The sequence below is a fragment of the Curtobacterium sp. MCBA15_016 genome, from assembly GCF_001865105.1.
Lineage (GTDB): Bacteria > Actinomycetota > Actinomycetes > Actinomycetales > Microbacteriaceae > Curtobacterium.
On sequence record NZ_MJGR01000045.1, the window covers coordinates 36,217 to 59,143 of the forward strand.

Genomic DNA, 22,927 nt, shown 5'->3' on the forward strand with positions numbered 1-22,927 from the left:
CCAGGTGACGGAATGGAGGGACGGTGCGGGCCCGCACCGTCCCTCCAGGCCGTCAAGCGGTCACGCGTGTGCGCGACGCGAGAGCACGAGGTTCGCCACCGCGGCGAGCACGACGACCGCCGCGGACGCGGCCGGCAGCAGCATCGCGGCGTCGGCCCCGTGCTGCTGGGCGACGTCGCCCGTGATCGCCGACGCGATGGACTGCCCCACGATCACGGCGGAACCGAGGATCGTCATGGTGGTCGCCGAGCGCCCGACGGGTGAGCGGTCGGAACCGAGACTGTACTGCGCGACCAGGGTCGGACCGATCCCGATCCCCATCACCGCGAGCACGACCCCCACGGCGACGACGGAACCGGCCTGCGAGAACCAGACGGCACCGCCGAGCAGCACGACGCCGAACACGAGCCACCGCCACCCGAGGGCGAACCCGCGCGGGAACGCCGCGGAGCCGAGGGCGAGCCCCGCGGAGCCGATGCCCATCAGGCCGTAGAGCAATCCCGCCTGCGAGGGCTCGCCGTGGGTCTCCATGAAGGCGGTCAGCGCGGTGAGCGTCGAGCCGAAGAACAGGCCGACGCCGAGGATCCCGAGGACCACCACGACGAGCCGGGGCCGCAGGAGCTGACGGGCCGGTGCCTGCTCGAGCTCCTCGTGCCGGCCGACGACGAGCTTGCCGGTCGGGTGCAGCGCGAACGCCGTGACGAAGACGAACGTCAGCGCGGAGGCACCGGCGACGGCGACCCACGGCGCGATCGCACTCGCGAGGATCCCGACGAGGAACGGGCCGATGATGAACACGGTCTCGTCGGCCGCGGACTCGTAGGCCATCGTGCCGCTGAGGACCTTGCCGCGACGTGCCGGGGCCATCCGCTGCCCGATGATCGCGACGAGCCGGGTCCGGGACATCGGGGCGACCTGGGGCGCCGAGGCCCCGATGCAGAACGCGAGTGCGAGCACGGCGACGTCCGGAGCGGTGCCGTCCACCACGAAGGGGAACACCCCGAGCAGCACGGCGTTCACCAGCCCGACGGGGACGAGCACGTTCCGCTGGCCGAAGCGGTCCGCGGCGGCACCGACCAGCGGGCCGAAGACCGCGGCGCCGATGCCGACCGACGCGGAGTTGACGCCGCCGAGCGCCACGGAGTCGCGCGCGGAGACGACGAGCGTCAGCACGCCGACGACCATCATCGCGAAGGGGAGCCGGGCGACGAACGCGACGGGGAAGTACCAGCGTCCGGCGTGGGCGACGAGCGAGCGGTCGTCGGTGGTGGCGGGCGCGGGCGCGGTGGAACGGGTGTGGAGCATGGAGGTGTGCCTTCTCGGCCCGGCCGGGGATCTCCTGGGGCGGACCCATCGGGTGCCGCCGTTGTCCGTCGGGGTGTCGACGGCCGGTAGATACACACTGCGTGTTGGTGGAACGGCCCCAGGGTACCAGCGGTAACGGTTCGTCACCCGGGGCCCGGTGTCACGGGCGTCCTCCTATCGTGGCCGCCATGGAACAGCGACGCATGGGGCGGACGGGGGCTCCCGTCAGCGCGCTGACCCTGGGGAGCCGTGCCGTGTCGACGGTCGCCGAGCGGGACGTGGACGACGCCGTCCGACTCGTCCACGAGGCGCTCGTGCGCGGGGTCACCGCGGTGGACGTGTCCGACGCGGAGGGGGCGGGCCTCGCCGAGACCGTCCTCGGTGCCGCACTCGGCGACCGCCGCGACGACGTGTTCCTGGCGGTGCGGTTCGGGGACCCGGTCGACCGGGACCCGTCGCACCACGGCAACGGACGGCGGTGGATGTTCCGCGCGGTCGAACGGAGTCTCGAACGGCTCGGCACCGACGTCATCGACCTCTACCAGCCGGCACACCCGGACCCGGCGACCTCGCTCGACGAGACCCTCGACGCGCTCGCCGACCTCGTCACGCAGGGCAAGATCCGCGCCTTCGGGATCCCGGGCTTCCCGGCCGAGGAGCTCGTCGAGGCGCAGTGGCTCCGGTCGGGCGGGAAGAGTGCCAGCGCGACGCACGCCCCGTACTCGATCCTCACCCGGACGGCGGAGCGGACGACCTTCCCGGTCGCCCGACGGTTCGGGCTCGGTGTGCTCGCGGCCGCGCCCCTCGCGGGTGGCTGGCTCGCGGGTGCGTACCGGAACGGTACCGTGCAGCCCCGGTCGCCGCGGGTGGTGGAGCAGCCGCACGCGTACGACATCGGCGCCCCGGCGAACCGTCGGAAGCTCGACGTCGCCGACCGCCTGGGGCACCTCGCGGACGAGTCCGGGCTCACCCTGCTCGAGCTCGCGGTGGGGTTCGCGCTCACCCACCCGGACGTGTCGAGCGTGGTGATCGGTCCGCGGACGGTCTCGCACGTGGACGCGTACGCGCAGGCGGCCGAGGTGGTGCTCGACGACGAGGTGCTCGACGCCATCGACCGGGTCGTGCCGCCGGGGACGCACGTGCTGGAACGCGACACGGGGGTGGAGCTGCCGGGGCTCAGCCGGGAGCGGCTCCGCGGCCGCGTCCTCACCCACTGACGCGAGGACCGCGTCAGCGGGAGGCGATCAGCGGTACGCGACCGTGCTGACCGCGGCGTGCGCGACCATGACCGGCAGGGCCAGTGCGTGCGGGAGCCGAGCGGCGGCGCGCTCGAGCCGACCGAGCACGCCGTCGAGGGCGAGCGGCTGGCGGGTGGCGCCGGTCGCGTCGGTCGCGTCGGCGGTGCCGGTGGCGCGTGCGGGAGCGACCGGACGGGCGGTCGTGGTGCGGGCGGTGCGGGGCTGCAGGATCGTGGTCATGGTCGGACCTCCGGGTCGGGAGCCGCCCCTCGCGGCTCGTGGTACACAACATATTGGACATCAGTTCTCATGTCAACTGCTATGTCACGCGGTCTCGACGACTCCCGCGTCGTAGGATCTCGACCATGGTGGAGATCCCGCGTCCGAGCCCGACCGACCTCCTCACGATCGGCGAGGTCGTCGCCCGGACCGGGGTCGCAGCGTCGGCCCTGCACTTCTACGAGCGCAAGGGCCTCATCCACCCCGAGCGCACCGCCGGCGGCACCCGCCTCTACCCACGACACGTCGAGCGGCGCATCGCGATCATCCAGGTCGCCAAACGGCTCGGGATCCCGCTGAGCGAGGTCGCGGAGCAGTTCGAGACGCTGCCGTCCGACCGCATGCCCTCACTGCGGGACTGGAACCGCCTGAACGAACGGTGGCGGGCGCGACTCCGCGCCCGGCAGCTCGAACTGGAGCGCCTGCAGGAGGAGATGACGCAGTGCATCGGCTGCGGCTGCGTGTCGCTGAACGCCTGCCTCGTGATGAACCCGGGCGACGAGCTCGGTGCCGAGGGGCACGGAGCCCGTCGGTTGCTGCCGATCGCGGACGAGGTGCCGGACCGGACCGTCTGACGGCCGGGAGGGACGGTGCGGGCCCGACCCGCGCCTCCAGGCCGTCGACCGGTCGCGTCGCGGTCAGCGCGTCGCGTCGCGCAGGTGGTCGTCGATGCGCGTGAGCGTGGCGAACGTCGCCGCCACACCCTCGTCGTCGCCCCCGAGCGCCTGCCGGAGCATGCCGGCCCAGTGCGCGTGCAGCCGTTCGATGCTGCCCGCGGCGAGCTCGGTCGAGTACAGCTGCACGGTCCGGGCGTCGTCCGGGTCGGGCCGACGCTCGACCATCCCCTTCGCCACGAGCGACCCGACCGCGACGCTGAGGTTGCTGCGCTTGAGGGCCGTCGCCTCGGCCACCGCGCTCGGCGTCGACCCGGGGTTCCGGTCGACCCAGCGCATCACGAGGGCCTCGGTGCCGGTGAGCGGCACGATGTCGAGCGACCTCGCACCGTGCGGGTCGATCTCGCGCGAGATCCGGAGCACGACGTCGGCGAGCTCGGCGAGGAGGTCGTCGGACGGCGCGGATCCCATGCCGTCACCCTACCGACGTCCCGCATCAGTTATGCTTTCATAATCATGACCACGGACACCGGCTCCATCCGCGCGCACGCCGCGACACCCACGACCCGACAGCAGGGCATCACCACCGGCCTGCTGCTCGTGCTCGGCCTGTTGAGCGCCGTCGCGCCCTTCGCGACCGACCTCTACCTGCCGGCCTTCCCGCAGATGACCACCGAACTGCAGGCGTCGGCGACGACCGTGCAGCTCACCCTCACCGCGTTCCTCGTCGGCGTGACCGCGGGACAGCTCGTCTTCGGGCCGCTGTCCGACCGGTTCGGCCGGGTGCCGCCGCTCCTCGCCGGTGCCGCACTGTGCGTGCTCGCGAGCGCCGCGGCCGTGCTCGCGCCGAACGTCGGTGTGCTCGTCGTCGCCCGCCTGCTGCAGGGCCTCGGCGGCGCGGCCGGCATGGTGATCGGTCGCGCGGTGATCTCCGACCTCGCGACGGGCAAGCCGGCGGCGCGGGCGTTCTCGCTCATGATGATCGTCGGCGGGGTCGCCCCGGTGGTCGCGCCGCTGCTCGGAGGGCTCCTGACGGGGCCGATCGGCTGGCGCGGGCTCCTCACCATCGTGCTCGGCCTGTCGGTCCTCATGCTCGTGGCGGTGCTCGCCGTGGTCCGCGAGACGCACCTGCGTTCGCGCCGCGATGCCCTGCGTGCCGAGCGACGGGCGTCCGGCACGACGGGCTCGCCGCTGCGGGCACTCCGCTCCCGGACGTTCGTCGGGTACACCGCGGTGTTCGGCTTCGCGTTCGCCGTGATGATGGCGTACATCTCCGCGTCACCGTTCCTGTACCAGGACATGCTCGGGCTCGGCACGGTGGGCTACGGTCTCGCGTTCGGCTGCAACGCCCTCGCACTGATGGGCGTGAGCATCCTCTCGGCGAAGCTCACGGCGACGCGCTCGGTCACCGGGGTGCTCGCGCTCGGCATCGTCCTCGTGCTGGCCTCGACCGTCGCGTTCGCGCTGCTCGTCGTCACGTCCGCACCGGTGTTCTGGCTCGCCGTCCCGCTGTTCACCGCCGTGGGGTCGCTCGGCCTCGTGCTCGGCAACGCGACCGCGCTCGCGCTCGGGGCGGTGCCGCAGGCTGCCGGGAGCGCCTCGGCGGTGCTGGGTGCCCTGCAGTTCGGGCTCGCGGCGCTCGTGTCGCCGCTCGTGAGCATCGGCGGCGAGGGCACGGCGGCGCCGCTCGCGGTCGTGATGCTCGCGGCCGCGGTGGTCGCCGTGGTGGCGCTGCTGGCCGCGCGCGGTCGGCGCGGCGTCAGCGCGTGACCTCGCGCTGCGCCGCGGGACCCCGGGGCCGCAGGAACGGGATCTTCGGCATGAGCCAGTCGACCCAGACCACCCGCACGCCCGGCGCGACGGCGAGCGCCCACAGGATCGACGCGGCGGCGTCCGTCGGGTAGTGCACGGCGTCGATCGACACCGCGAAGAACACGACGACGATCGCCACGACCCCGAGTCCCAGCGCGAGGCGGTGCCACCGGGTGTCGCGGAGCAGCCAGATGAGCGCGATCACGAACGCGGTGATGTAGACCGTGTGCCCGCTCGGGTAGCCGGGGTCCGGCTGCACCGGGAACGGGTGCGGCAGCACGGCGACGTCCGGACGTGCCCGGTGCACGATCTCCTTGACGACGGCGGACGGCACCCACGTGATCGCGATCGTGCCCCCGAACGCCAGCGCCGGGCGGAGGTCGCGGGTCCGCCACCAGATCACCGCGACGACCACGACCGTGATCCCGATCGCCGGTGCGGGACTGATGACGTGGTAGACCGCCGTCGTGAACGCCCCGAGGGCGCCGGTGTGCAGCCCGTTGAGCGCCTTCGAGAGCCCGAGGTCGACCGTGCCGAGGGTGAACCCGACGATCGTGATGAGGACGACGGCGACGACGGCGATCGCCACCGACGCCAGCGGGTAGCGGCTCCGGTCGAGGATCCCGTACTCGTCGGACGCTCGTCGGCGGGGGCGGAGATCGTGGTCGGACATCCGCCCATCGTCGCAGGTGCGGCGTCCGGACGGCCCCGAGTTCGGTGTCGGACGATCAGAGGTCGCTCAGTGAACGGCGGGGATCAGCCGCCAGGACTAGACACGAAGCCATGACAACCGTTGCCGAGAACATCGTCGCCACCCTCCGTCAGAACGACGTCGAACGGGTCTACGGTCTCCCCGGGGACTCCCTCAACGGCTTCACCGACGCGCTGCGCAAGGACGGCACGATCCGGTGGGAGCACGTCCGCCACGAGGAGGCGGCCGCGTTCGCCGCCTCCGCCGAGGCCGAGCTGACCGGGAACCTCGCCGTGTGTGCGGGCAGCTGCGGTCCCGGCAACCTGCACCTGATCAACGGCCTCTACGACGCGAACCGCTCCCGCGTGCCGGTCCTCGCGATCGCGGCGCACATCCCCACGGCGGAGATCGGTTCCGGCTACTTCCAGGAGACCCACCCGCAGGAGCTCTTCCGCGAGTGCTCGGTCTACGTCGAGTACGTCGCCGACCCGTCCCAGATGCCGCGCCTGCTCGAGATCGCGATGCGCGCCGCGGTCGAGAAGCGCGGTGTCGCCGTGCTCGTCATCCCGGGCGACGTGCTCCTCGCCGAGGCCGTCGCGCCCCGCGTCACGACCATCGAGCGCGCCGAGCCGCGGATCATCCCCGCACAGGCCGAGCTGGAGCGCACCGCGCAGCTGCTCAACGGCGCCGACAAGGTCACCATCCTCGCGGGCGCCGGCGTCGCGGGTGCCCACGACGAGGTCATCGCCCTCGCCGAACGCCTGCAGGCCCCGATCGTGCACGCCCTGCGCGGCAAGGAGCACATCGAGTGGGACAACCCCTACGACGTCGGCATGACCGGGCTCCTCGGCTTCGCCTCCGGGTACCGCGCGATGGAGGACGCCGACGTGGTCCTCATGCTCGGCACCGACTTCCCGTACCAGCAGTTCTTCCCCGCGAAGGCGAAGCACGTGCAGGTCGACATCCGCGGCGAACAGCTCGGCAAGCGGCACCCGGTCGACATCGGCCTGGTCGGCACCGTCAAGGACACGGCGCTCGCCCTCATCCCGCTGCTCACCGGGTCGCACCCCACGAAGCACCTCGAGGACGCGCGCAAGCACTACGCGAAGACCCGCGCGAAGCTCGACGACCTGGCCGTGCCGGCCGGCAAGCACAAGCCGCTGCACCCGCAGTACGTCGCGCGCGCGCTCGACCGGCTCGCCGACCAGGACGCCGTGTTCATCCCCGACGTCGGCTCCCCCGTCGTGTGGGCGTCGCGGTACCTCACCATGAACGGCGACCGGCGGCTGATCGGGTCGTTCGTGCACGGCACGATGGCGAATGCCGTCCCGCAGGCGATCGGTGCGCAGGCGGCGTTCCCCGACCGGCAGGTCATCGCCATGGCCGGCGACGGCGGCCTCGCGATGCTGCTCGGCGAGCTCATCACGATCGTGCAGAACAAGCTGCCCGTGAAGATCGTCGTGTTCGACAACTCGTCCCTGAACTTCGTCGAGCTCGAGATGAAGGCGGCCGGGTTCGTCACCTACGGCACCGAGCTGCAGAACCCCGACTTCGCGAAGGTCGCCGAGGCGATCGGCATCGCGGGCTTCCGCGTCGACGAGTCCGACCAGCTCGAGGACGCGCTCGCCGCCGCCCTCGCGCACGACGGCCCCGCGCTCGTGTCGGTCAAGGCCGACCGTCAGGAGCTCTCGATGCCGCCGGCGGTGACCCTCGAGCAGGCGAAGGGCTTCACGCTCTACGCGATCCGCACCGTGCTGTCCGGTCGCGGCGACGAGTTGCTCGACCTCGCGTCGACGAACTTCCGCCAGTTCATCTGACCGACGACGAGGGCGGCGCGGGTCAGGACTCCGCGCCGCCCTCGGCGACGATGTCCGGCGCCGGGTCGAGCGAGGCGCGGACCACGGCGTCGAGCGCGGTGACGATCCGGTCGAGGTCGAGCGAGGGGCCGTCCCCGGCGATGTCCGGGGTGGCCGGGACGTGCACGAAGCCGGCTCGGAAGCCCTCGCGGTCGGCGAACGACATGAGCTCGTAGAACACCTGGTTGCAGGTGAACGTCCCCGCCGTGTTGGAGACCGCAGCGGGGACACCGGCTGCCCGGACGTCCCGGACGATCCGCTTGATCGGCAGTCCGCTGAACGCTGCCGGGGCACCGAACGGGTCGATCGGCTCGTCCACCGGCTGCGCGCCCGCGTTGTCCGGGATCCGGGCGTCCATGACGTTGATCGCGACGCGCTCCGGTGTCACCGCGGCCCGTCCGGCAGCGAGCCCGGTCGCGATGACGACGGCGGGACGGTGCTTCGCGATCGCTGCGGCGAGCCGCGACCGCTCCTCGGCGAAGACCACCGGCAGCTGCTCGACGACGAGGGTCGCCGGTCCGTCCCACGTGGCCGCGAGCCGCTGCGCGGCTTCCCACGAGGGGTTCACGGCGTCGCCGCCGAACGGTTCGAAGGCGGTCAGCAGGACGGTCGGTTCGGTCGCGTCAGCCACGTCCTCATCGTAGGGACCTGCGGGCCGGGAGGCGCGGTGCGCAGCCGCCCTGCGCCTCCCGTTCGTCGGATGGTCACCATCCGAGCGGCGCACCGTCCTCCAGGAAGACGCCCGTCGGACCGTCGGGGCCCGCGGCGGCCGCCGCGGCGACCGTCGCCGCACTGACCTCGACCGGACGGCCGTGCGGGTTCGGCACACCCCCGAACTCGGTCGCGGTGTACCCGGGCTCGACCGCGACGAAGTGGACCTCCGGCACGGCACGGGCGTACTGCACGGTGAGCATCGACACCGCCGCCTTGCTCGCGCCGTAGACGATCGCCTGGTACTGCGACGCCGGCTTCTCCGGGTCGTGGTTGGCCGCGAACGAACCGAGCGCGCTCGAGATGTTCACGACGATCGGGGCGGCCGAGGACCGCAGCAGCGGCAGCGCGGCCTCGGTGGTCCGGACGACGCTCACGGCGTTCGTGTCGAACACCTCGAGCGCCTCCGGTCCGTCCAGCCCGAGCTTGCCGATGCCGGCGTTGTTCACCAGCACGTCGAGCCCGCCGGCAGCGCCGATGGTCGCGAACGCCGCGGCGACCGAGGCGTCGACCGTGACGTCGAGCTGCACGGCTCGGACCGCGTTCGGTCCCCTGCTGATCTCGTCGGCCACCGCGTGGCCGGTGTCGAGGTCGCGGGCGCCGATCCACACGGTGTGGCCGGCGGCGGCGAGCTGGCGGGCGGTCTCCTTGCCGAGGCCGCGTGTGGCCCCGGTGACGAATGTCGTTGTCATGGCCCCAGCGTCGCTCCGGCGAGCGCCCTCGGGGAGCCGTCCCGCTGTCGTAGGACTGCTGGACCCAGGACAGCGGGCGCGACGGGTCGCAGACTGGAGCCGTGGAACACACCGAGTTCGGCCGCACCCTCCGTCGGCTGCGCGACCACGTCGCGCCGGACACCGTCGGCGTCGTCGCGGGGAGCCGTCGGCGCGCGACCGGCCTCCGTCGCGAGGAGCTCGCCGCCCTCGCCGGGATCTCGGCCGACTACCTCACCCGGCTCGAACAGGGGCGGGCGACCTCGCCGTCCGCGCAGGTGGTCGAGGCGCTGGCCCGCTCGCTCCGGGTCGCGGACGCGGAGCGCGAGCTGCTGTTCCGGCTCGCCGGGCACGCCGCCCCGGGCGCCGACGTCGTGCCCTCGCGCATCCCGCCGAGCGTGCAGCGGCTGCTCGACCGGCTGTCGGACACCCCGGTCGCGGTGCTCGACGCCGCTGGCACGATCCTGACCGCGAACGGGCCGTACGACGCGCTGATGGGGCCGGTCGGTGCGCTCCGTGGGCACGAGCGGAACACCGCGTGGCGCCACCTCGTCGGACCGGGCAGCCGGGCGGTGCACTCGGACGCCGAGCAGCGGGCGTTCGAGGCCTCGGTCGTCGCCGAGCTCCGGCTCACGGTCGCCCGGTACCCGCTCGACCGCGGGCTGCGGCAGCTCGTGCGGGACCTCCGTGCCGCGAGCGAACGGTTCGTCGAGCTGTGGGACACCGGCGACACCGCACCGCCGCAGAGCTCCGGCCGGCGGAAGGTGGTGGACCACCCGGCGGTGGGCCGGATCGCCCTCGACTGCGACACCCTGAGGATCGCGACCGATGACCTGACGGTGCTCGCGTACACCGCGGAGCCGGGCAGTGCCGATGCCGAGCGGCTGGCGCTGGCGGTCGTGCTCGGGACGCAGTCGCTCGTCGGGTGACCGATCCGTCCGGGAGTGCCGGCGATCGGTAGGGTGGCGCCATGAAGACGACCGTCCTGGCTGCCGTCCGCCTCGCGCTCGCGGCCGCGTCCGTCGCCGGAGTCGTCACCCAGGTCGTGCTGAGCGTGCGGGTGGACTTCAGCCTCGTGAGCGTCTTCAGCTACTTCACGATCCTCGGCAACCTCTACGCCAGCACCGTGTTCGTGATCGGCGCCGTCCGGCTCCTGCGGGGTGTCCCGTCGTCGCGCGGGTGGGAGGTCGCGCGCGGCGCCGCGGTCGTCTACCTGGCGTTCGTCGGCATCGTGTTCAACACGCTGCTGGCCGGTGCCGACCTCGGCGAACTCCTGCCGTGGGTGAACGTCGTGCACCACATGGTGATCCCGGCGGCCGTCGTGGTCGACTGGTTCGTGGACCGTCCCCGCCACCGGCAGCCGTTCACCATGGTCTGGGCGGCCGCGATCGTGCCCGCCGTCTACACCGCGTACACGCTGGTCCGCGGCGCGGTCGTCGGGTTCTACCCCTACCCGTTCTTCAACCCGGCCCGTGTCGGCGGGTACGGCGGCGTCGCGTTGTACTGCGCGGCACTGCTCGTCGGCTTCCTCGTGATCGCCGTGCTCGTGCGCGCATCGGGCAACGCCATGGCCCGGCGGACGGCGGTCGTCGGGTCGCGCTGATCGGCACGCCCGACGACCACCCCGACGTCAGTCCTCGACGTCGAAGACCACCACGCGTTCGCTCGCGCCCTGGATGTACGCGGCGACGGGCTGGTGCTCCTCGTGCGGCAGGTACCCGGCGAGCGCCGCGCGGTCCCGGAACCGGACGACGAGCATCCAGTCGAAACCGCCCTCGAGCCCCTCGGTGCTGATGCTCTCGCCTGACCGCACGGACTCGACGCCGTCGATCCGCGGCAGGTGCTCGCGCACGATGGCATCGGCCTGCGCCGACCGGTCGGCTGCGTCGCCGTCCCAGGCGACGAGGACCACGTGTGTCGTCCCGCTCATCGTGTCCTCCTAGAAGGCCGGGGTGCCGCCGGCGATGGTGATCGTCGACCCGGACTGGTAGCTGGACTCGGGGCTGACGAGGTGCACGTACGCGGCAGCGAGTTCGGCGGGCTGACCGGGGCGGCCGAACGGCGACTGCTCGCCGAAGTGCGCCACGGTCTCGGCGTCGTCGGACCCCGGCTGGAGGGGCGTCCACACCGGTCCGGGAGCGACCGAGTTCACGCGGATGCCCTTCGGCGCGAGCTGCTGCGCGACGGCCTCGGTGAAGAGCTTGATCGCGCCCTTCGACACCGCGTAGTCGATCTTGTCCGGCGACGGCGTGCTCGCCTGGATCGACCCGGTGGTGACGATCGTGGATCCCGGCTCGAGGTGCGGCACGGCGGCCTTGGTCAGCCAGAAGAGCGAGTAGATGTTCGTCTTGAAGGTCGAGTCGAAGTGCTCGGTCGTGAGCGTGAGGATGTCGTCGTTGCTGTCCATCCGCCCGGCGACCATGACGAGGGTGTCGAGGCCACCGAACTCGTCGACGGCCTTCTGGACGAGGTCGGTGCAGTACTGCTCGTCGGAGATGTCGCCGGGGAAGAGCACCGCACGACGCCCTTCGCCCTCGAGCAGGTCGCGCACCTGTTCGGCGTCCTCCTGCTCGTCGGGCAGGTAGGAGAGGACGAGGTCGGCGCCCTCGCGGGAGAGTGCGATGGCGGCGGCGCGGCCGATGCCCGAGTCGGCGCCGGTGACGATGCCCCGGAAGCCCTTCAGGCGACCGAGCCCGACGTAGCTCTCCTCGCCGTGGTCGGGCTTCGGGTCCATCTTCCACGCGGCCCCGGGGAGCGACTGCTCCTGCTCCGGGTACGGCGGGGCGGGGTAGAGGGTCTTGGGATCGCGCTTGTCGTACTGGCTCATGCGCTCCACGATGCCCGGCGTCCCCTCCGCGACGGCTCAGGCCCCAGGCACGGCCAGCGCGCGGATGTGTGGGTCGCGAAGTACCTGCAAACCGACCGGGCACATGCTCCGAATGCACTGTGGGCGTCATGAGCGCCCGGACCGGCGCACCGGCGTTCCGGCCCTCGTTGAGAGAGAGGTCGCATCATGACCAGCAACGCAGCAACGAACCGCACCGCCAACGGCTCCACCTGGACACAGAAGGGCGCCCTGGTCTTCGGGATCGTCTTCCTCATCGTCGGCATCGCCGGGTTCATCCCCGGTCTCACGATGGACATGGGCACGATGTCGGTGGCCGGCCACGGCTCGATGGCACTCCTGCTCGGCACGTTCCAGGTGTCCGTGCTCCACAACATCGTCCACCTGCTGTTCGGCGTCGTCGGGCTCCTCGCGGCCCGCAGCGCCCGCGGCGCCCGGCTCTACCTGCTCGTCGGCGGGATCGTCTACGCGGTCCTGTTCGTCTACGGCCTGTTCACCGCCGGCATGGCCGACCCGGCGAACTTCGTGCCGCTCAACAGCGCCGACAACGTCCTGCACCTGGTGCTCGCCGTCGCGATGATCGTGCTCGGGCTGCTGCTCCCCCGCGTCGGGGCCCGTCGGGTCTGACCCGGCCGTCGGCGGTCCTCCCGCCGACAGCACCCACGACCGGAGCCGGTCTGGGCCACGCGATCAGGTGGTCCAGGCCGGCTCCTCGTCGTTCCGGGAAGCGGTCGCCTCAGCGCGCGGGCGCACTCCCGAGCACCAGGTCCCGCACCTGCGCAGCGGCCCCGAGCGCCACGGCGTCGGACCCCAGCGACGACAGGGCCAGCCGGATCGGCGCCCCGCTCACCGGGGGCTCCAGCGCGATGGCGGCGCTGATGGCCGGCTCGAGCAGGTCCCATGACCGCGCGATCCCCCCGCCGATGACGATGGTCGTCACGTCGAGGATCCCCGCCGTCAGCAGGGCAGCACGCGCCAGCCCCCAGCCGGCGGTCTCGAACACCGCGGCGGCGTCGGGGTCCCCGGCGCGTGCGGCGTCGGCGACCTCGCGGACGGTGGCCCGGCGCCCGGTCCGTTCGGCGTAGCGGTCGGCGATGCCGCGCGCCCCGGCGATGGTCTCGAGGTGGCCGACCTGCCCGCAGGTGCACACCGCGTCGCCGAAGCCCGGGACGTGGCCGATCTCGCCCGCCGCACCGCGGGGCCCGGCGAACAGCGAGCCGCCGAGCACGAGCGCGCCGCCGACCCCGGTCCCGAGCGTCATGCCGAGCACGTCCGGCTCCCCCGCCACGGCACCGGCGGCAACCTCGCCGAGGAGGAACGCGTTCACGTCGTTGTCGAGCGTCGCGGGGACGCCGAGGGCCGACGTGACCGCGTCCGTCACGCCGTAACCAGCCCAGCCGGTGAACGAGTTGCCCGTCACGAGCACCGTCCCAGTGCTCGCGTCGACGACGCCGGCAGCGCCCACCCCGACACCGGTCACGGAGGCGCGGTGCCGGTCGAGCAGGTCCGTCACGGCACCGAGGGCGGCCGTCACGATCGCGGCGCCACCCGCGTGGGCGGGCGTCGGCAGGTCGATGCGGTCGATCACCTCGAGCGCCGGGGTCGCGAGGACCACCTTCGTGTTCGTCCCGCCGACGTCGACGCCGGCGACGACCTCGCTCACGCGGTCACCGCCCCGAGGGTCGCGAGTCGCTCGACCCGGCGTTGCCGCTGCACCACCGGGTCGGGGACGGGCACGGCGGCGAGCAGCCGTCGGGTGTAGTCGGTGGTCGGGTGCATGAGGGTGGCACCGGTCGTGCCCTGCTCCTCGACGACGCCCTGGCGCATCACGACGACCCGCTCGGCGAACTGCTGGACGACGGCGAGGTCGTGCGAGACGAACAGGCACGCGAACCCGAGGTCGTCCTGCAGCTCGCGGAGGACCTCGAGCACCGTCTCCTGCACGCTGACGTCGAGCGCACTGGTCGGTTCGTCAGCGACGAGCAACCGCGGCGAGAGCACGAGCGCCCGGGCGAGGGACACGCGCTGCCGCTGCCCGCCCGAGAGCTCCCGGGGTGCACGCGACGCCAGGGCCCGGGGCAGCCGGACGGCGTCGAGGACCTCGTCGATGCGCTTCCGACGGTCGGCGGAGGACATGCCGCGACGGTGCACGGCGAGCGGTTCGGCGATGCACTCGGCGACCGACATCCGGGCGTCGAGCGACGCCACCGGGTCCTGCAGCACGACGCCGATGCCCGACCGGAGCGCTCGGCGGTCGCGACCACGCGCCGTCCGCAGGTCGGAGCCGAACAGGTGCACGCTGCCGGACGTCGGCTTGACGAGGCCGAGCGCGACCCGGGCCGCGGTGGACTTGCCGGAACCGGACTCCCCGACCAGGCCGACGGTCTCGCCGGCGTGCACGGCGATGTCGATGCCCTGCAGCGCGTGGACGGCGCGCGCCCCGCGCCCGAACGTCACCGAGACGTCCCGCAGGTCGACCACCGGGGCCGCGCCGCGCCTCCCGTCCGAACCGCCCGCGACGGACGCACCGGACGCACCGGACGCGACGGCGACGCCGGACGCACCCGACGCGACGGCCGCACCGGACGTGACGGCCACGCCGGACGCACCGGACGCGACGGCCGCACCGGCCTCGGCCACGGCCAGCCGCGGCACCGCCGCGAGCAACCGCTTCGTGTACTCGTGCTCCGGCCGGAGCAGGACGTCCTCGACGGAGCCCGTCTCGACGATCGACCCCTGCAGCATGACCGCGACCCGGTCCGCGAAGTCCGCGACGACGCCCATGTTGTGGGTGACGAGCAGGACTCCCGTGCCGGTGTCGGCCGCCAGGCGACGCAGGAGCTCGAGGATCTCCGCCTGCACGGTGACGTCGAGGGCCGTCGTCGGCTCGTCGGCGATGAGGAGCTTCGGCGAGTTCGCGATCGCCATCGCGATGACCACGCGCTGCCGCTGGCCGCCGGACAGCTGGAACGGGAACGCCCTGGCGCGCTGCGCGGGCGAGGGGATGCCGACCCGGTCGAGCAGGTCGACGGCTCGTGCCGCGGCGTCCGCTGCCGAGACGTCGCCGTGGTTCCGGATGACCTCGGCGATCTGCGCCCCGACGCGGGTGAGGGGGTCGAGGGCGGTCGCGGGCTCCTGGAAGACCATCGAGACGGTGCTGCCGCGGAGCGACCGCAGGGCGGGCTCGGCGGCGCCGACGATCTCGTGGCCGTCGACGACCGCGCTGCCGGTGGCGGCGGCGTTGCCGGACAGCAGCCCCATCGCGGCGAGGGCGACGGTGGACTTGCCGGAACCGGACTCCCCGACGAGCGCGAGCGTCTCACCGGGTTCGACGTGCAGGGAGACCCCGCGGACGGCGTCGACCGTGCCGGACTCCGTGCTGAAGGAGACCCCGAGGTCGGTGGTCGTCAGGATGGACATCAACGGCCCCTCACGTCGAAGGCGTCCCGGAGCCCGTCGCCCACGGCGTTGAACGCGCAGACGACCAGGATCACGGCGAGACCCGGTGGCACGATGAGCCACCACCGCCCCGAGTAGGCGGCGGTGAGTCCTGCCGAGAGCATGCCACCCCAGTCCGTCGCGGGTGCCTGCACGCCCAACCCGAGGTACGAGACGTAGGCGACGAGGAGGATCGCGTCGGCGACCTGGAACGTGGCGGCGACGACGATCGTGGACACCGAGTTCGGCAGCAGGTGGCGGCCGATGGCGCGGGCGTGCGACCCGCCGATCGCGCGGAGGGTCAGCACGTAGTCGCGGTTCTTCAGCGTCAGCGTCTCGGCGCGGATGAGCCGGGAGGGCACGAGCCACGACACGAAGCCGAGGATCACGATGAGTCCCCACACGCCGGGCGTCGTGATCGCCGAGATGACGAGCAGGATGAAGAGCGCCGGGATCGCGATGCCGGCGTCGACCACGCGCATCATCACCGCGTCGACCCAACCGCCGACGTACCCGGCGATCGAGCCCCAGAGGGTGCCGACGACGGTGGCGAGGACGCCGGCGGCGATGCCCACCATGAGCGACACCTTGCCGCCGAACATCAGCCGGCCGAGCACGTCGTGCCCGACGGCGTCGGTGCCGAGCAGGTGCGCGGCGCCGGGGGCGAGGTTCGCCTGGGAGAGCTGGGTGTGCGTCTGGTCCGTCGGGTACAGGAACGGGCCGACGAAGCAGAACAGCACGATGACGACGATGACGACGAGGCCGATCACCGCGAGGGTGTTGTGGCGGAAGCGGCGGACGGCGAGGCGCCAGCCGGTGGCGGCGACGGGCTGTACGAGCGACGCCGCTCCGGGGGCTTCGGGTGCCAGCTGTGCGGTCATGCGCGGCCTGCCTTCACTCGGGGGTCGATCAAGGACTGCGCGACGTCGGCGAGCAGCGTGCCCACCACGGTCGCGATCGAGATGACGAGGACGCAGCCGAGCAGCGTCGGGTAGTCCGAGGTCTGCGCGGCGTTCCAGAAGAGGAGCCCCATGCCGGGGTAGTTGAACAGCTGCTCCGTGACGAGCGCCCCGCCGAACAGCACCGGCAGGTAGTACCCGAGCATCGCCACCACCGGGGTGAGCGAGTTCCGGAACACGTGCCGGCGCAGGATCGCCGCGGTCGAGGCACCGCCGGCGCGGGCGGTGCGGACGTAGTCCTCCTGCAGGTTCTCGAGCGTCGAGGCCCGCATGTACCGACTGAAGACGGCGATCATGGCGAGGGCACCGGTGACGACGGGGAGCACGAGCCCGGCCGGGTCCTGGAAGACCTCGGCGAGGGTGTTCCCGCTCGGCGCCTGGGACGGCAGCCAGGGCAGCTGCTGGCTGAAGACGATGATCAGGACGAGCCCGAGGAAGAACGCGGGCGTCGAGTAGAAGACGAAGGCCAGGGCGGTGGCCGCGTAGTCGACCGCGCCGTTGCGCCGGACCGCTTGCCACATGCCGACCGGGATCGCGAGCACGATGCCGAGCACCGCGGACATCCCGGTGAGGACGAGGGTCTTCGGCAGCCGCTCCGTGATGAGCTGCGAGACCGGCTCGTTGAGCGTGTACGACGTGCCGAGGTCGCCGGTGAGGAGGCGGCCGAGGAACCGGAGGTACTGCACGGGCAGCGGCTGGTCGAGCCCCTGCGCCGTGTTGAACGCGGCGATCTGCGCGGGCGTCGCGGAGACGCCGAGGACGCCGCGGGCGGGCCCGCCCGGCAGGGCGTGCAGCAGGCAGAACACGACGATCGTGACGATGAGGATCACCGCGAGCGCCTGCAGGACGCGCCTGGTGAGGTAGAGAGCTGTGGTCATGCGGCTTCCGTCGTCTGGGTTGGTGCGGTGGGCCCCGGGAGGCGCGGTGCGGGTCGGACCCGCACCGCGCCTCCCGGGGGTGTCAGGTGGTTACTTCGACCACTTCCACTGGGCCGGGTGGAAGTTGGCGAGCGAGTCCTGGTCGAACCCGGTCAGCCCCTGCTTGACGACCGAGATCTGGTAGTCCGGGCTCGGCAGCCAGATCACCGGCAGGTCCTTCGCGACCGCGGCGCTGTAGTCCTGCACGGCGGTGGCGTCGGGCGACGTGGTCGTCGCGTCGATGAGCTTGTCCACGTCGGCGTTGGAGTACGAGCCGAAGTTCGCCGAACCGCCGGTCTGGAAGAGCGACTCACCGGTCGGGTAGGCCGGGAAGTACCAGCTGCCCGCGGTGCCGAAGAAGGAGAGGTCCCAGTCGCAGCTGGCCTCGTCGCTCGTGCAGGTCGGGGTCTGCGACAGGACGCTCGACACCGGCGCGGTCTTGATCGTGAAGCCGATGCCGGTCTTCGCGAGCGAGGACTGGATCGCGCTCATCATGTTGTCGGTGACGGTCGAGCCGGACTGCGAGAGGACGTTCATGGTGAACTTCGTGCCCTGCTTCACGCCCTCGCCGCACTGGCTGTCGGACGTACCGGGGTCGGTGCAGACCATCGTGCCGCCCTGCTCCGCCCACCCGTGGGACTCGAGCAGCGCCTTGGCCTTCTTCGTGCTGAACGGGTACGGGTTGTCCTTCTGCGTGCTCGACACGTAGTCGGACTCCTGCGCCTGCGGGATCGGCCCGTAGGTCGAGGTGGCGGTGCCGTTGAAGACGACCTTGGACAGCGAGGTCTGGTCGATCGACATCTGCACGGCCTGGCGGGCGTACAGCTGCTTGAACACGGCGCCCATGTCCGGGTTGTTGAAGTTGTACGGCATGTACGTGATCGCCCAGCCGGTCCAGGGCTGCACGTCGTAGCCCTTCGACGTGAAGGACGACTTCTGGTCCATGTCGGTGGCGTTGATGTAGCCGTAGTCGACCTCCCCCGAGCGGACCGCGTTCACCTCGGCGTCCGTCGTGGTGAACGGCAGCAGGTTGACCGTCGTGATCGAGGGCTTCTCGCCGCCGTCGTACTTCGTGTTCGCCGTCAGGGTGACCTTGCCCGCCGTGGTGAACGTCTTCACGCCGTAGGGCCCGGAGATGGTCTTCCACAGGTCGTCGCTGGCGTAGTCGGAGATCTTGCCGGCGGCGGTGTTGAGGTACTTCCACACCTGCTTCGCACCGGACGCGGTCTCGTCGGCGTCGGAGACCTTCGCGCTCGCACTCGTCTTGTCCCAGGCGTGCTGCGGCAGCGGGATGATGTGGCTCAGCTGGTTGGCGAGCATCCAGTCCGGGTTGTACGCCTTGTCGAACGTGATCGTGAAGTGCGTGTCGTCGTCGGCCGTGAAGGAGGTCCAGTTGTCCGGCGCCTTGCCCTTCGAGTAGGAGCCCCACTCGTCCTTGTTCGCCTTGATCAGGTTGAACCAGAACTCGACGTCCCGGCTCGTGATCGGCTTGCCGTCGGACCAGTGCCGGTCGCCGAGGGTGACCGTGACGCTCTTCGAGTCGCTCGCGAACGTCGCGTCCGTCGCGACCGAACCGGCCTTGTTCCACGCGATCTTGCCGGTGGAGCCGTCGTAGGCGACGAGCGGCTCGTACAGCGACTGCGCGATCGAGCCGTTGTTCGTGTTGAGGTGCGCTGCGGTGCCGATCGGGAGGATCCAGTTCGGCGTGAAGTTGGCCGGCAGTGCGTAGTCGATCGTGTCGGAGCTGCTGCCGGACGAGGCGTTGCCGCCCCCGGAGCAGCCGGCGAGCAGCGCGCTCACGGCGATCGCGGCTCCGGTGAGGAGCGCCCAGCGACGGGGCTTGGTCATGTGTGTCTCCTGGTGCGTGGGAGGTTCGGGGTGTGGAGCACGCGTGCCGAGCGGCACGGGGACAGTCAATGTCCAAAGCCGTTGGAAAAACAAACATCTCCGTGTAAATAGTTCGTTTCTGCCGTTCGGACGAAAGGGTGGACCGGTCGATCTGCCGGTTAGGCTCGCGGCAGTCGGTGGTCACCCGCCGCGTTCCGCCCGGATTGGAGAAAGTCGTGCCGGACCTCAGCGCCCGCGTCCTGGAGCTCGTCGCGTCCGGGCAGGCTTCCAGTCGGACGGAGATCGCCGCGCTGCTCGGCGCCGCCCCCTCGACCGTGTCCCACGTGGTCGCGCAGCTCCTGTCGCACGGGCTGCTCGCCGAGGAGGGCACCGACGTCTCGACCGGCGGCCGCCCCCGCAAGGTGCTCCGCATCGGCGGCGTCGACGAGTACGCGGTCGCCGCGGACGTCGGCGGCGGGCACGCGCGCATCGGCATCGTCCTGCCAGGAGGCGCGCTCGAGTCCGTCGCGGACGTCCCGTTCGCGCTCTCCGACGGCCCGACCGCGGGACTCCAGCGGCTGGCCGCCCTGCTCGAGCGGCTCGCCGACGAGCGCGGTCGCGACGGGCTGCGGGGCGTCGGCCTCAGCCTCCCGGGCCCGGTCGACGTCGAGGCCGGCGTGGTCGACCTGCCGAGCCGGATGCCGGGGTGGAACGGGTTCCCGGTGGCGTCGTGGCTGACCGAGCGGTTCGGGTTGCCGGCGGTCGTCGACAACGACGCGAACTGCATGGCGGCGGGCGAGCAGACCGTGCAGGACCCGGGCCGGCGACAGACCATCACGATCAAGGCCGGCTCGGCGATCGGGGCCGGGATCGTCATCGACGGACGGCTGTACCGCGGGGCGACGGGCTCGGCCGGGGACATCACGCACGTCCGGATCGACGCTGCCGGGGACACCCCGTGCTCGTGCGGGAACACCGGGTGCCTCGAGACCGTCGCGTCCGGAGCCGCCCTGGTGCGGATCCTGTCGGACGCCGGGGTCGACGTCTCCTCGACCGCCGACGTGGTCCGCCTGGCCTCGGACGCCCACCCCGAGGCGACCCGGGCCGTGCGGCTCGCGGGCCGGTACCTCGGCGAGGTGCTCGCCGCGAACGTCAACTTCTTCAACCCGGACGCCGTGTACCTCGGCGGCATCCTCTCCACCCTCGACCCGTTCATCGCCGCCGTGCGGAGCCAGCTGTACGAGAGCTGCCACCCGCTCATGACGCAGCACCTCGTCATCGAGCCGGTCTCGCTCGGCGCGGACGCAGGGCTCGTCGGGGCGGGTCAGTTCGCCCTGCAGCGAGGTCTCGCCGCGTCGCTCGAGGAACTGTCCGCGCCCATCCCCCAGTCCACCACCAGGAACAGGAACGTCCGTGTCTGAGCCCGTGTCCACCGCACCCGCCACCCACCGCCCGGTCATCGCGATCGCCGGTCTCGCCATCGAGACCTCGACGTTCACGCCGACGCGCACCCACGCACCGGCGTTCCACCCGGACCGCGGGGACGAGGTCGTGGCCCGCTACGACTTCCTCGGGCCGCTGTCGGCGCACGCCGACTTCCGCGGGGCGCTCATCGGGCACGCGCTGCCGGGCGGGATCGTGGACCGTGACTCGTACGAGTCGCTCGCGGCGGAGATCGTCTCGCGGCTGGAAGCGATCGTCGAGGCCGAGCACGTCGACGGGCTCTGGTACGACATCCACGGCGCGATGGTGGTCGAGGGCCTGGACGACGCCGAGGCCGACCTGCTCGGCCGCATCCGCGCGGTGATCGGTCCCGATGTCATCGTGTCGGCGTCGATGGACCTGCACGGCAACGTCACGGCGGAGCTCGCGCACCAGGTGGACCTCGTCACCTGCTACCGGATGGCCCCGCACGAGGACGCCCTCGAGACGAAGGAGCGCGCCGTCCGGAACCTGGTCGACGTGCTCACCACCCGAGCGGTCGGGCAGCAGCGCCCGGTGAAGGCCTGGGTGCCGATCCCCGTGCTCCTGCCCGGCGAGCAGACCTCGACGCGCATCGAGCCCGCGGCGTCGCTGTACGCGCAGGTGCCGCTCGTCGAACAGACCGAGGGCGTGCTCGACGCGGCGATCTGGGTCGGTTACGCCTGGGCGGACCAGCCCCGCGACCGCGCGGTCACCGTGGTCACGGGCTGGGACGCCGACGCCGTCGCCGCGGGTGCCGAACGACTCGCGCGGGCCTTCTGGGACGTGCGTGAGGACTTCGTGTTCGTCGCACCGACCGGCACGTTCGACGAGTGCCTCGCCGTTGCGCTCGCGCCGGGCGCCGCGAGGCCGTTCTTCGTGTCCGACTCCGGCGACAACCCGACCGCCGGTGGCTCGGGCGACATGACGTGGGGGCTCACGCAGGTGCTGGCGAACCCGGCCTTCGCGGAGCCCGACGGCCCGACGGTGATCTACGCGAGCGTTCCCGGCCCCGCGGCCGTCGCGGCGGCGGTGGAGGCCGGCGTCGGTGCGACGGTCACCGTGACGGCGGGGGCGTCGGTCGACGCCGTCCACGCCGGGCCGATCACGATGACCGGCCGCGTGCACGCGATCAAGCACGGCGACCGCGACGCCGAGACCGAGGTGGTGCTGCAGGTCGGCAGTGTGTTCGCGATCCTGACGACGCTCCGCAAGCCGTACCACCACGAGCACGACTTCACCGACCTCGACCTCGCCCCGCGGGACGCCGACGTGGTGATCGTGAAGATCGGGTACCTCGAGCCGGAGCTCTTCGACATGGCTGCCGACTGGATGCTCGCGCTGACGCCGGGCGGGGTCGACCAGGACCTCGAGCGGCTCGGACACCACAGGATCGTCCGGCCGATGTTCCCCTACGATCGAGTGTTCCCGTCGGCGCCGGACCTCGGCGCCCGGATCATCCCGCCGTCGAACGAACCGCTCGGAGCCATCGCGTGACCACCGCCGCCCCCGTCGCCCTCGAGATCGCCGTCACCTCACCCGCCGGCGCGATCGTCGCACGGGACGGCGGCGCCGACCGTGTCGAGCTCTGCGTCGGGCTCGAGCTCGGTGGCCTCACGCCGTCCCAGGCGCTCGTCGAGACGACCCACGAGACCGGCATCCCCGCGCACGCCCTCGTCCGCTGCCGTCCCGGCGGCTTCGTGCACACCCCCGACGAGGTCGAGCTCATGGTGCGCGAGGTCCGCACGGTCCTGCGCTCCGGGGCAGCGGGCGTCGTGGTCGGTGCCCTGCGTCCGGACGGCACGCTCGACGAGGACGCCCTCCGGCGCTTCGTCGACGCCGCACGCTCGGTCAGCGCGACCGCCGAGGTCACCCTGCACCGGGCGATCGACCACGCGGCCGACCCCGTCGCCGCCGCGGCCACCCTCGCCGACCTCGGGTTCACCCGGGTGCTGACCTCGGGGGCAGCGCCCACCGCGGTGGCCGGTGCCGCGACCATCACGCGCATGGTCGACGCCGCCGGGCCCGTGCAGGTCATGGCGGGCGCCGGTGTCACCCCGGCCGACGTCCCCGCCCTGGTCGCGACGGGGGCCGCCGCCGTGCACCTCTCGGCGAAGCGACCCGCCGCCGACAGCGCCCACGCGGGCGTGCCGATGGGCGGCGCGGACGACGGTTCGGCGCACTTCGTCACCGACGCCGAGGTGGTCGCCGCCGCGCGCCGGGCCCTCGACGCCTGACCCAACCCGTCACGCGGGAATGGACCG

At 72.3% G+C, this 22,927-nt stretch carries 23 protein-coding genes; 10 read left to right on the forward strand and 13 right to left on the reverse strand.

All coding sequences use genetic code 11. The annotated features are described in order from the left end of the window. Positions 1 to 60: 60 nt before the first annotated feature. Complete coding sequence (locus tag BIV03_RS16285) at positions 61 to 1,305, reverse strand: MFS transporter (RefSeq protein ID WP_071296436.1); 1,245 nt, start codon at positions 1,303 to 1,305, stop codon at positions 61 to 63. Between the two features lie 188 nt (positions 1,306 to 1,493). Between BIV03_RS16285 and BIV03_RS16290 the strand changes: the two genes are divergently transcribed. Further along, positions 1,494 to 2,522 (forward strand): aldo/keto reductase, encoded by a 1,029-nt coding sequence (locus BIV03_RS16290; RefSeq protein WP_071296437.1) that lies wholly within the window; start codon positions 1,494 to 1,496, stop codon positions 2,520 to 2,522. Between the two features lie 27 nt (positions 2,523 to 2,549). Here BIV03_RS16290 and BIV03_RS16295 read toward each other — a convergent pair whose 3' ends face one another. Further along, positions 2,550 to 2,783 carry a hypothetical protein gene (locus BIV03_RS16295; RefSeq protein ID WP_071296438.1) on the reverse strand — a complete coding sequence of 78 codons (234 nt, stop codon included), beginning with the start codon at positions 2,781 to 2,783 and terminating at the stop codon, positions 2,550 to 2,552. A gap of 125 nt (positions 2,784 to 2,908) precedes the next feature. On the opposite strand from BIV03_RS16295, the gene soxR reads away from it, so the two are divergent. Continuing rightward, positions 2,909 to 3,397: a redox-sensitive transcriptional activator SoxR gene (soxR, locus tag BIV03_RS16300; RefSeq protein WP_070417265.1), complete on the forward strand. Its 489-nt coding sequence runs from the start codon at positions 2,909 to 2,911 to the stop codon at positions 3,395 to 3,397. A gap of 63 nt (positions 3,398 to 3,460) precedes the next feature. Here soxR and BIV03_RS16305 read toward each other — a convergent pair whose 3' ends face one another. After that, positions 3,461 to 3,907 carry a MarR family winged helix-turn-helix transcriptional regulator gene (locus BIV03_RS16305; protein WP_071296439.1) on the reverse strand — a complete coding sequence of 149 codons (447 nt, stop codon included), beginning with the start codon at positions 3,905 to 3,907 and terminating at the stop codon, positions 3,461 to 3,463. A 45-nt stretch (positions 3,908 to 3,952) separates the two neighbouring features. Here BIV03_RS16305 and BIV03_RS16310 point away from each other — a divergent pair, with 45 nt between their 5' ends. Further along, entirely contained in the window at positions 3,953 to 5,206 is a 1,254-nt protein-coding gene (locus BIV03_RS16310) for a multidrug effflux MFS transporter (protein WP_071296440.1), read from the forward strand. Here the strand turns inward: BIV03_RS16310 and BIV03_RS16315 are convergent. Then, positions 5,196 to 5,921 (reverse strand): phosphatase PAP2 family protein, encoded by a 726-nt coding sequence (locus tag BIV03_RS16315; RefSeq protein ID WP_071296441.1) that lies wholly within the window; start codon positions 5,919 to 5,921, stop codon positions 5,196 to 5,198. The genes BIV03_RS16310 and BIV03_RS16315 overlap by 11 nt on opposite strands. A 110-nt stretch (positions 5,922 to 6,031) precedes the next feature. Between BIV03_RS16315 and poxB the strand changes: the two genes are divergently transcribed. Next, positions 6,032 to 7,756 carry a ubiquinone-dependent pyruvate dehydrogenase gene (gene poxB / locus BIV03_RS16320; protein ID WP_071296442.1) on the forward strand — a complete coding sequence of 575 codons (1,725 nt, stop codon included), beginning with the start codon at positions 6,032 to 6,034 and terminating at the stop codon, positions 7,754 to 7,756. A 22-nt stretch (positions 7,757 to 7,778) separates the two neighbouring features. Here poxB and pcp read toward each other — a convergent pair whose 3' ends face one another. Beyond that, entirely contained in the window at positions 7,779 to 8,426 is a 648-nt protein-coding gene (gene pcp / locus BIV03_RS16325; RefSeq protein WP_071296443.1) for a pyroglutamyl-peptidase I, read from the reverse strand. A 73-nt stretch (positions 8,427 to 8,499) separates the two neighbouring features. Next, a complete protein-coding gene (locus tag BIV03_RS16330; protein ID WP_071296444.1) occupies positions 8,500 to 9,198 on the reverse strand; it encodes an SDR family NAD(P)-dependent oxidoreductase in 699 nt (232 codons plus the stop codon). A gap of 101 nt (positions 9,199 to 9,299) precedes the next feature. Between BIV03_RS16330 and BIV03_RS16335 the strand changes: the two genes are divergently transcribed. Next, positions 9,300 to 10,145: a helix-turn-helix transcriptional regulator gene (locus BIV03_RS16335; RefSeq protein WP_071296445.1), complete on the forward strand. Its 846-nt coding sequence runs from the start codon at positions 9,300 to 9,302 to the stop codon at positions 10,143 to 10,145. A gap of 41 nt (positions 10,146 to 10,186) precedes the next feature. Further along, positions 10,187 to 10,819, forward strand: coding sequence for a Pr6Pr family membrane protein (locus tag BIV03_RS16340; RefSeq protein ID WP_071296446.1), 633 nt, complete (start codon positions 10,187 to 10,189; stop codon positions 10,817 to 10,819). A 27-nt stretch (positions 10,820 to 10,846) separates the two neighbouring features. Here BIV03_RS16340 and BIV03_RS16345 read toward each other — a convergent pair whose 3' ends face one another. Next, positions 10,847 to 11,146, reverse strand: a complete 300-nt coding sequence (locus BIV03_RS16345; protein WP_083403494.1) for a Dabb family protein — start codon at positions 11,144 to 11,146, stop codon at positions 10,847 to 10,849. A 9-nt stretch (positions 11,147 to 11,155) separates the two neighbouring features. Next, complete coding sequence (locus BIV03_RS16350) at positions 11,156 to 12,043, reverse strand: SDR family oxidoreductase (protein ID WP_071296448.1); 888 nt, start codon at positions 12,041 to 12,043, stop codon at positions 11,156 to 11,158. A 186-nt stretch (positions 12,044 to 12,229) separates the two neighbouring features. Between BIV03_RS16350 and BIV03_RS16355 the strand changes: the two genes are divergently transcribed. Further along, positions 12,230 to 12,688: a DUF4383 domain-containing protein gene (locus tag BIV03_RS16355; protein ID WP_071296449.1), complete on the forward strand. Its 459-nt coding sequence runs from the start codon at positions 12,230 to 12,232 to the stop codon at positions 12,686 to 12,688. A gap of 109 nt (positions 12,689 to 12,797) precedes the next feature. Here BIV03_RS16355 and BIV03_RS16360 read toward each other — a convergent pair whose 3' ends face one another. The 5 genes from BIV03_RS16360 to BIV03_RS16380 all read right to left on the reverse strand — a co-directional run bounded on the left by BIV03_RS16360 (position 12,798) and on the right by BIV03_RS16380 (position 19,223). Next, on the reverse strand, positions 12,798 to 13,724 hold the full coding sequence (locus BIV03_RS16360) for an ROK family protein (RefSeq protein WP_071296450.1): 927 nt from the start codon (positions 13,722 to 13,724) through the stop codon (positions 12,798 to 12,800). Continuing rightward, the gene (locus BIV03_RS16365) at positions 13,721 to 15,481 is read right to left on the reverse strand and encodes an ABC transporter ATP-binding protein (protein WP_071296451.1); all 1,761 of its coding nucleotides are present in this window, start codon (positions 15,479 to 15,481) and stop codon (positions 13,721 to 13,723) included. The genes BIV03_RS16360 and BIV03_RS16365 overlap by 4 nt, the downstream gene beginning before the upstream one ends. Beyond that, positions 15,481 to 16,380 (reverse strand): ABC transporter permease, encoded by a 900-nt coding sequence (locus tag BIV03_RS16370; RefSeq protein ID WP_071296452.1) that lies wholly within the window; start codon positions 16,378 to 16,380, stop codon positions 15,481 to 15,483. Before BIV03_RS16370 ends, BIV03_RS16365 begins: the two co-directional genes overlap by 1 nt. Next, the gene (locus BIV03_RS16375) at positions 16,377 to 17,336 is read right to left on the reverse strand and encodes an ABC transporter permease (protein WP_071296453.1); all 960 of its coding nucleotides are present in this window, start codon (positions 17,334 to 17,336) and stop codon (positions 16,377 to 16,379) included. The genes BIV03_RS16370 and BIV03_RS16375 overlap by 4 nt, the downstream gene beginning before the upstream one ends. A gap of 90 nt (positions 17,337 to 17,426) precedes the next feature. Next, positions 17,427 to 19,223 (reverse strand): peptide ABC transporter substrate-binding protein, encoded by a 1,797-nt coding sequence (locus BIV03_RS16380; protein ID WP_071296454.1) that lies wholly within the window; start codon positions 19,221 to 19,223, stop codon positions 17,427 to 17,429. A gap of 215 nt (positions 19,224 to 19,438) precedes the next feature. On the opposite strand from BIV03_RS16380, the gene BIV03_RS16385 reads away from it, so the two are divergent. The 3 genes from BIV03_RS16385 to BIV03_RS16395 are packed head-to-tail and all read left to right on the forward strand — an operon-like array spanning position 19,439 to position 22,900. Next, on the forward strand, positions 19,439 to 20,623 hold the full coding sequence (locus BIV03_RS16385) for an ROK family protein (protein ID WP_083403495.1): 1,185 nt from the start codon (positions 19,439 to 19,441) through the stop codon (positions 20,621 to 20,623). Next, positions 20,616 to 22,160 carry a M81 family metallopeptidase gene (locus tag BIV03_RS16390; protein WP_071296456.1) on the forward strand — a complete coding sequence of 515 codons (1,545 nt, stop codon included), beginning with the start codon at positions 20,616 to 20,618 and terminating at the stop codon, positions 22,158 to 22,160. Before BIV03_RS16385 ends, BIV03_RS16390 begins: the two co-directional genes overlap by 8 nt. Continuing rightward, on the forward strand, positions 22,157 to 22,900 hold the full coding sequence (locus BIV03_RS16395) for a copper homeostasis protein CutC (RefSeq protein WP_070417284.1): 744 nt from the start codon (positions 22,157 to 22,159) through the stop codon (positions 22,898 to 22,900). Before BIV03_RS16390 ends, BIV03_RS16395 begins: the two co-directional genes overlap by 4 nt. Positions 22,901 to 22,927: the final 27 nt, after the last annotated feature.

Bases quoted from the DNA above. Each gene is read 5' to 3' on its own strand.
- poxB (WP_071296442.1), top strand. From the start codon at position 6,032: ATGACAACCGTTGCCGAGAACATCGTCGCCACCCTCCGTCAGAACGAC.
- BIV03_RS16355 (WP_071296449.1), top strand. From the start codon at position 12,230: ATGACCAGCAACGCAGCAACGAACCGCACCGCCAACGGCTCCACCTGG.
- BIV03_RS16345 (WP_083403494.1), bottom strand. From the start codon at position 11,146: ATGAGCGGGACGACACACGTGGTCCTCGTCGCCTGGGACGGCGACGCA.
- BIV03_RS16330 (WP_071296444.1), bottom strand. From the start codon at position 9,198: ATGACAACGACATTCGTCACCGGGGCCACACGCGGCCTCGGCAAGGAG.
- BIV03_RS16380 (WP_071296454.1), bottom strand. From the start codon at position 19,223: ATGACCAAGCCCCGTCGCTGGGCGCTCCTCACCGGAGCCGCGATCGCC.
- BIV03_RS16375 (WP_071296453.1), bottom strand. From the start codon at position 17,336: ATGACCACAGCTCTCTACCTCACCAGGCGCGTCCTGCAGGCGCTCGCG.
- BIV03_RS16340 (WP_071296446.1), top strand. From the start codon at position 10,187: ATGAAGACGACCGTCCTGGCTGCCGTCCGCCTCGCGCTCGCGGCCGCG.
- BIV03_RS16350 (WP_071296448.1), bottom strand. From the start codon at position 12,043: ATGAGCCAGTACGACAAGCGCGATCCCAAGACCCTCTACCCCGCCCCG.
- BIV03_RS16370 (WP_071296452.1), bottom strand. From the start codon at position 16,380: ATGACCGCACAGCTGGCACCCGAAGCCCCCGGAGCGGCGTCGCTCGTA.
- BIV03_RS16285 (WP_071296436.1), bottom strand. From the start codon at position 1,305: ATGCTCCACACCCGTTCCACCGCGCCCGCGCCCGCCACCACCGACGAC.
- BIV03_RS16315 (WP_071296441.1), bottom strand. From the start codon at position 5,921: ATGTCCGACCACGATCTCCGCCCCCGCCGACGAGCGTCCGACGAGTAC.
- BIV03_RS16310 (WP_071296440.1), top strand. From the start codon at position 3,953: ATGACCACGGACACCGGCTCCATCCGCGCGCACGCCGCGACACCCACG.
- BIV03_RS16365 (WP_071296451.1), bottom strand. From the start codon at position 15,481: ATGTCCATCCTGACGACCACCGACCTCGGGGTCTCCTTCAGCACGGAG.
- BIV03_RS16295 (WP_071296438.1), bottom strand. From the start codon at position 2,783: ATGACCACGATCCTGCAGCCCCGCACCGCCCGCACCACGACCGCCCGT.
- soxR (WP_070417265.1), top strand. From the start codon at position 2,909: ATGGTGGAGATCCCGCGTCCGAGCCCGACCGACCTCCTCACGATCGGC.
- BIV03_RS16290 (WP_071296437.1), top strand. From the start codon at position 1,494: ATGGAACAGCGACGCATGGGGCGGACGGGGGCTCCCGTCAGCGCGCTG.
- BIV03_RS16305 (WP_071296439.1), bottom strand. From the start codon at position 3,907: ATGGGATCCGCGCCGTCCGACGACCTCCTCGCCGAGCTCGCCGACGTC.